8 protein-coding genes and 1 pseudogene are annotated in these 6,618 nt (G+C 68.3%); 5 read left to right on the top strand and 4 right to left on the bottom strand.

All coding sequences use genetic code 11. The features are described from left to right. Positions 1 to 572 precede the first annotated feature (572 nt). Entirely contained in the window at positions 573 to 794 is a 222-nt protein-coding gene (locus AB0442_RS41285) for a hypothetical protein (protein WP_366168671.1), read from the top strand. A gap of 100 nt (positions 795 to 894) precedes the next feature. Here the strand turns inward: AB0442_RS41285 and AB0442_RS41280 are convergent, their stop codons facing one another. Continuing rightward, positions 895 to 1,422, bottom strand: a complete 528-nt coding sequence (locus AB0442_RS41280; RefSeq protein ID WP_366168670.1) for a hypothetical protein — start codon at positions 1,420 to 1,422, stop codon at positions 895 to 897. Positions 1,423 to 1,771: 349 nt separating this feature from the next. Between AB0442_RS41280 and AB0442_RS41275 the strand changes: the two genes are divergently transcribed. From AB0442_RS41275 to AB0442_RS41260, 4 genes and pseudogenes are all read left to right on the top strand, one after another. Further along, complete coding sequence (locus AB0442_RS41275; RefSeq protein ID WP_366168669.1) at positions 1,772 to 2,263, top strand: transposase family protein; 492 nt, start codon at positions 1,772 to 1,774, stop codon at positions 2,261 to 2,263. Continuing rightward, positions 2,229 to 3,278 (top strand): annotated as a pseudogene (locus AB0442_RS41270) (IS110 family transposase); the annotation flags it as partial. The gene AB0442_RS41275 and the pseudogene AB0442_RS41270, both read left to right, overlap by 35 nt. 104 nt (positions 3,279 to 3,382) lie before the next feature. Then, positions 3,383 to 3,736: a hypothetical protein gene (locus AB0442_RS41265; protein ID WP_366168673.1), complete on the top strand. Its 354-nt coding sequence runs from the start codon at positions 3,383 to 3,385 to the stop codon at positions 3,734 to 3,736. 88 nt (positions 3,737 to 3,824) lie between these two features. Beyond that, entirely contained in the window at positions 3,825 to 4,466 is a 642-nt protein-coding gene (locus AB0442_RS41260) for an ISAs1 family transposase (RefSeq protein ID WP_366168672.1), read from the top strand. A gap of 737 nt (positions 4,467 to 5,203) precedes the next feature. On the opposite strand, the gene AB0442_RS41255 is transcribed toward AB0442_RS41260, so the two are convergent. From AB0442_RS41255 to AB0442_RS41245, 3 genes are all read right to left on the bottom strand, one after another. Beyond that, positions 5,204 to 5,329 carry a hypothetical protein gene (locus tag AB0442_RS41255; protein ID WP_366168668.1) on the bottom strand — a complete coding sequence of 42 codons (126 nt, stop codon included), beginning with the start codon at positions 5,327 to 5,329 and terminating at the stop codon, positions 5,204 to 5,206. Positions 5,330 to 5,331: 2 nt separating this feature from the next. Continuing rightward, positions 5,332 to 5,832 (bottom strand): hypothetical protein, encoded by a 501-nt coding sequence (locus AB0442_RS41250; RefSeq protein WP_366168667.1) that lies wholly within the window; start codon positions 5,830 to 5,832, stop codon positions 5,332 to 5,334. Positions 5,833 to 6,171: 339 nt separating this feature from the next. Further along, positions 6,172 to 6,618, bottom strand: a 447-nt coding sequence (locus tag AB0442_RS41245; RefSeq protein ID WP_366168666.1) for a transposase, incomplete at its 5' end; no start/stop codon positions are given.

Raw genomic sequence — 6,618 nt, 5'->3', positions numbered from 1 at the left:
CGCGTGCGCACCGGCACCACACCACGGGCGATGGCCGCCCTGCGGAACCTCGCCATCGGCGCACTCCGCCTGGCCGGCAGGCAGAACATCGCCGCGGGCCTTCGCCATCACGCCCGCGACACCAACCGACCCCTCGCCACCCTCCGCATCACCTGATCAAAACCGACACATCGCGAGAACGACGCAGCCCTGGGTGTGATGGGGTGGCGTCGGGCCGTTGCCGATGCACCGAGGCTCCGGTTGGTGGGGTGACCGAGCTCGCCCGCTCGCAGTGGACCATCGAGAACAGGCTCTACTTTGTCCGCGATACCGCCTTCGGCGAGGACGCCCCCGGGTCCGCACCAGCATCACCGCCAGCCTCCGCCACATCTCCTATGAGCTCTTCACCTGCCCCCTCGACATCCCGTGACCAGGACAGATGCAAGATCATCAGGAGAATCGGCCCTGGGTAATGGGCCCGGGACGGAGGAAGGGAGACGCAATGCATGGGCGAGTGTGCGGGAATGTTCTTGGGCGCGCGCGTTAACGCCATCGCGGCCTAGAATCAAATGACGCTTCGTGGAGGAGGAGCAATGCGCGGATTCCACTGCATAGATCCGTCGCACGGCAGGATCGATTTCACCGGCGCGGATGACGAGGAGCTGTTCGGACATATCAAGGCGCACGCCGCAGAGGCTCATCCTGACCTCACCGACACCCAGCTCAGGGAGATGATGGCTGGCGCTGACTGGTGGCGGTCAATGGCGACATCTGGAAACAACGCAGGGTCATCGCCGTCCGCCTACGACAAGTAATGCGACCGAGCGTCGCCCGTTCCCCCGACGCGATCTCCGGGCAGCCAGCGACGTCGAGATGCTCCAGGCCAAAATCCTGATGATCTTGCATCTGTCCTGGTCACGGGATGTCGAGGAGGTCGAGGGGGGCGAGTGAACGAGTGAAGTGGTGTGGTGTGCGGAAGGTCGGACGGGACGGACGGCGGCGGTTCTGCGCTGCCGCGGGCTGTGGTTGGTTGTGTGCCCGGTAGGGCCGGTCGCGTGCGGCCAGGGGCCGCACGTGTGGGGGCTCCGCTGATGTCGAAGGCGGTATTTTCTGGTACATGATTGTTCCGCGCTGCAGCGGCGCGGGCCGCACGCCGACATCTGGTGGCGCTTCGGCGCCCACCAGTGGCAGTCCCTGCGCGACGCCCTCGCCCACACCGAGTACCGTGCCCGCATCCAAGCCCGCCTCGACGCCGAGGAGCAGGCCGCCCACGAAGCCCGCGAAAAGCGCCTGGAGGCGACCCGCTGCCCCGACTGCCGGCGCCGCTCGGATGAGATCCCCCGCGGCCGGGCCAGCAACGGCACCGAGCCGTGCGCCGACTGCCAGAGCAAGGCGTGGCAGGCCGAACGCGACAAGAAGCAGCAGGCCGTCCGCGACGCCCACGCCAAACGCTGGCCCTGCTACACCTGCAAGGGCCCCCTCGGCGGCCAGCCCAACTTCGGCATGGAACATACCACCGAAGCCCCTCCCAGGGCCTCGGCAAGGTTCGGATTTGACCGGCTTGTCCGGCTCTGCCGTGCAGGTCGTCCAGGTGTGAAGCAGGCACGGTTTCCAAGATCATGGAGTTCTCGACGCCCCGTGATCCCGCTGGAAGACCGTGCCTGGCGCTGCATCATCCCTGATCCCGCCTGCCTTTGACCAGCTCCGTGACCAGCCGCCGACCGGGCCCGCCGAGCGCCCTGGCCTGCTGGAACGCCTGGCCGAAGTACCCGATCCCCGTGATCCCCGCGGGGTGCGCCACGCGCTGTCGTACGTGCTCGCCCTGGCCGCCACCGCCGTACTGGTCGGCGCAACCTCGTTGCTGGCGATCAGCGAGTGGGCCGCCGACGCCCCGCCCGATGTCCTCGGCGCACTCGGCGCCCGGCGCGATCCGCTGACCGGGCGCCATCCGGCACCCGGCGAGGCGACCATCCGCCGGGTCCTGGCCCAGGTCGACGGCGACGCGCTCGACCGCGCGGTGGGGCGATGGCTCGCCGACCGCCGGCCGAAGGATCTCCCCGCCGAGCACCTGCGCGCGGTCGCGGTGGACGGCAAGAGCCTGCGCGGCGCCGCCCGGGCGAACGGCCGCAAGATTCACCTGCTCGCCGTTCTCGATCACACCACGAGCAGCGTGCTCGCCCAGCTGGACGTCGGCGAGAAGACGAACGAGTCCATGTATTCGGTTCCCGAACGTCGGCGCCGCCGTGAAAATGGGAGGCGGCGACCGCCCGTCCGACACCGATGATCTGTGGCCCGTGAGCCCGGAACGAGTCTGGCGCTGGAGCCGACCGGAGGGGCTGCGCACTGTTGCTTCGAGCACGCGGGTTAGATTCTCGTCTTCCCTCGCCGGTTCCCGGGCGGCCGCCACCCTGCCGTTGCGAGGAGGGGAGTCCCGGATGGGACCGGAGGAGAGCGTTGTCGGTGCCGACCTGCTCACGCGGGTGGTGGCGATCGACATCGCGAAGGTGTCAAGTGTCGTGTGTCTGCGGGTTCCTGACTCGGGAAAGCCGGGCGTGAAACGGCAGAGGGTGTGGAGCGTGGGGGCCACCACTGCGGCCATCCTGGAGCTGGGGGACCAACTGCTGGACGCCGGAGTGGAACGGGTCGTGATGGAGTCCACCAGTACCTACTGGAAGCCGTACTTCTTCCTCCTCGAGTCCTGCGGACTGGAGTGCTGGCTGGTGAATGCCCGTGAGGTCAAGAACGTGCCGGGCCGGCCGAAGACGGACCGCCTGGACTCGATCTGGCTGGCCAAGCTCGCCGAGCGGGGGATGCTCCGGGCATCGTTCGTCCCTGAACGGCCGGTGCGGGAGCTGCGGGACCTGACCCGGTTGCGCACCTGCCTGACACAGGAGAAGACCCGTCACAAGCAGCGCGTGGAGAAGGTACTGGAGGATGCCCACATCAAGCTCTCGAACGTGGCGACGAACATCTTCGGCATGTCGGGCCGGGCAATGCTCGACGCCCTGGTGGCTGGCGAGCGCGATCCGCACGCGCTGGCCGCTCTCGCGCTGGGAAAGATGAAGCCGAAGCGAGACGCTCTGACCGAGGCCCTGAACGGCCAGTTCAACGATCACCATGCCTACCTGTGCGCCACGCTGTTGGCGAGCATCGACCATCTGCAACAGCAGATCGACGAGTTGTCCGTCCGGATCGGGTCCGCGCTGGAGCAGATGGAAGACCTTGACGGGACGCGAGGGGACGGCGAGACGGCCTTGCGTGCGTCCGCTCTCGCCCGTCTGGACGAGATCCCGGGCGTCGGGCCGGCCACGGCGCAGGTGATCCTCGCGGAGATCGGACTGGACATGAGCATCTTCCCCACCCCGGTCACCTCGCGTCCTGGGCGAAGCTCACCCCGCGCACCATCCAGTCCGGCGGCAAGAACCTCAGCGGACCGACCGGCCAGGGCAACCCCTGGCTCAAACGGGCCCTGGGCGAGGCCGCCAGCTCCGCGGCACGCACCAACACCTTTCTCGGAGCGCGCTACAAACGGCTGGTCAAACGCCGCGGCCACGCCAAGGCACTGGTCGCGATCGCCCGGAACATCCTGGAGATCGCCTGGCATCTGCTCTCCGACCCGGACGCCCGCTTCATAGACCTCGGCGCGGACCACCACCGACGGCTGGTGGACGAGAAGAAACGGACCGCGAGACTCGTACGCGAACTGCGATCTCTCGGCCACGATGTGACGCTGGCTCCAGCCCCAGCCCCGTCCTGACCCAGCTCTATGGGTGCCCCGAGGGGCGCTTCCCCGGCTTACGTCGGGGGCTGCCGCCTGCCGGGCTGGCCTTCTATTTTCGGGTTAGATCACCTGCTTCCAGCCCCTGCTCGACACCATCGCCGGCCTCGCAGGAGCCGTGGTGACCAGCGACGCGATGCACACCCAGCGCGAGCACGCCGACTACCTGGTCATGAGCCGGTCCGCCCACTACATCGTGATCGTCAAGGGCAACCTGAAGAAGCTCCGCAAGCAGCTCACGTCCCTTCCCTGGCAAGCAATCCCCTTGCAGGGACGCATCAGGGAGACCGGACACGGGCGGGGCGAGATCCGCCGCATCAAGGTGGCCACCGTGAACAACCTACTCTTCCCGCACGCCCGCCAGGCCATCCAGCTCAAGCGCCGCCGAGTGAACCGCAGGACCGGGAAGATCACCATCAAGACGATCTACGCGGTCACCAGCTTGCCCGCCGGCCGGGCCGCTCCCGCACAGCTCGCGGCCCTGATCCGCGGCCACTGGTCCATCGAGGCAGTGCACCACATCCGGGACGTGACCCTCAACGAGGACGTCTCCCAGCTCCGCACCGGCAACGCACCTCGAGCGATGGCCACCTGGCGCAACCTCACCATCGGCGCCCTCCGTCTCGCAGGCGTCCGCGGCATCGCCACCGCCCTCCGGCGCAATGCCCGCGACCCGCAGCGACCACTCGCCCTCCTCGGGCTCACGTGATCAAAACGGGCATCTCGCCACTTTGCCGAGGCCCTGAAGCCCCTCCCGAAGCCCTGAAGTGCCTCTCCTGCGAGGCCACCCGAAAGAACAGCGGCCGCCTCCCGCTCATCCTGCCCATGCCCGGCCCCCACGAGATCCGCCGCGCCCGCAAACAGAAGACCGACGACCCGTGGTGGGAGATGCGCCTGCTCCACGCCCGCGAGTACCCAAATCGCCCCCGCGGATGAACCGCCGCGTAAGTGCCTGCATTTAAAGTGACCCGAGCCGCTTTTATATGCTCGCCAATAACGGGCAGAAGGATGCCCGGAAAGCCTGAATTGAATCGTCAGTCGTGATGGAACCCGAGGGGAATCTGTCATTCGGACAACAAAACTCGGCATGCCCGGAATCGATCGACCCGCATGGCAGACCGCACTGCGCATGCGGCGTGCGGCCGGCCACGGGCCGAAACAGGCGCTCGGCCCGTCGGCAGGCACGGGGCCAGACGCCCCCACCCCAGCCGCCCAGCCCCGGCCGCCGACCGGAGACGGAGCAGCCGACCGGAGGCCTACCGGGGCGAGCCACCGAGCCCCTGCGGAGCCCCAGCACCCACCCGACTGCGCACCCCACTTATCCCTCTACGCCGAGACCAACAGCTCCCGCTGCCCCTCGACCAGCTGCTCCTCGCCGGTCCGCCGCGCCCGCACCCACCGGCCGAGCTGCTCCCCGCGGACGACCAGGTCCTCGGGCACGGCCGCTCAGCCGATGGTGATGCCGGTGAGGGCGATGGCGGCCCAGTCCCAGGCGAGGGTGTAGCTGCACTGCCAGGGGATCGGCCAGGCCAGATGCCGAACGTTCCGGCCGCCGAGCGGGGAAGCCTCCACCGTCAGACGCGGGCGGTGTCCAACTCGCCGAAGAACTCGTCGGCTATCGCCTGGATACGCGGGAGGCCGTCGAGCGACTCCCCGACCACCCGGCCCGCGAGATCGGTGGCCAGCCGGACCAGGTCCGCGCGCAGCTCCGCCTCGACGAGGACCCGATCGGCCTCCAACTGCACCTTGGCCTCGGCCACGGCACGATCCCGCTGCTCCAGCCCCTCCGCGCGAAGCTGTGCGAGAAGGGCAGCGCCCTCCTCCGCCGCCGCCTGCCGGATCTCAGCAGCCTCGTGGCGAGCTGTGGAGAGCTCGGCCTGGAACTCCCGGTAAATCCGCTCGGCCTCCGCCCGGGCCTCCTCCGCCCGAACCATCCCGCCCTCGGTCGCGTCCTGGCGCGCCGCCAGCGTCCGCTCGATGCGGGGTAGGAGGATCTTCCCGAGCACTCCGAAGACGAGGAAGAAGCAGACAAGTCCGACTACGATCTCAGTGCCGTCCGGCGTCAATGGTCCCATGATCGCATTGTAGTTGACCTCCCGTCAGCACCATCGATCGGGTACCCGCCACCGCCCGACTCCCTCCGCGCGGCGTGATAGCCGCATCGGGAAGAGCGGTCAGCTGCTGGCTTATCAGGCCGAGCTCGTGGCTCGCTCGCAAGAGTCCAGCGCCAGCTCTGCGACGTCCAAAGTTGCACCGCTCCGATCGGCTACGCCGTCGTAATGGATGGGCGGGTAGGCACGCATCGGTGCTCCCGGCCGACGCTGTGCTCGCCTTCCCGGGACGGCGCCCGAGCGCGGGTCTGTCCATTGAACGGCTAGTACGAAAATCCCCCGCTCGGGACTCGTTGTCCCAGGTCAGGCGGCTTCTGTCGGCTGCAGTGTCACTTGGTAGCCGAGTTGGGTCAGCTGGCTCACCAGCCGTCGGGTCTGCCTGGTCTTGCCGGTGCGTTCGAGGAAGTAGTCCCCGCCGAGGTCGTGGTAGTCGGTGTCGTGGGTGAACATGTGCCACACGGCGATCAGGATGGTGTGCTCGAGGGCGACCAAGGCTCTCTTCTTGCCGCGGCGTGAGGCGATGCGCCGGTAGCGGGCGTTGAGGTAGGTGTCTCTGGATCGGGAGGCAGAGGAGGCGACCTGGCCGAGGATGCCCTTGAGCCAGGGGTCACCGTGTCGGGTCTTGCCGGTTCCGTGCTTGCCGGCGGATTCGTGGTTGCCTGGGCAGACCCCCGCCCAGGAGGCCAGGTCGGCGGCCGACGGGAATCTGGTGATGTCGGCACCGATCTCCGCTAGGACCACCTCGGCCGC

The sequence above is a fragment of the Kitasatospora sp. NPDC085895 genome (assembly GCF_040702125.1).
GTDB lineage: Bacteria > Actinomycetota > Actinomycetes > Streptomycetales > Streptomycetaceae > Kitasatospora > Kitasatospora arboriphila.
This window is presented reverse-complemented; position numbering and strand designations above follow the sequence as displayed.

Coding starts and splice junctions, on each gene's coding strand:
- AB0442_RS41250 (WP_366168667.1), bottom strand. CDS start 5,832: ATGGGACCATTGACGCCGGACGGCACTGAGATCGTAGTCGGACTTGTC.
- AB0442_RS41285 (WP_366168671.1), top strand. CDS start 573: ATGCGCGGATTCCACTGCATAGATCCGTCGCACGGCAGGATCGATTTC.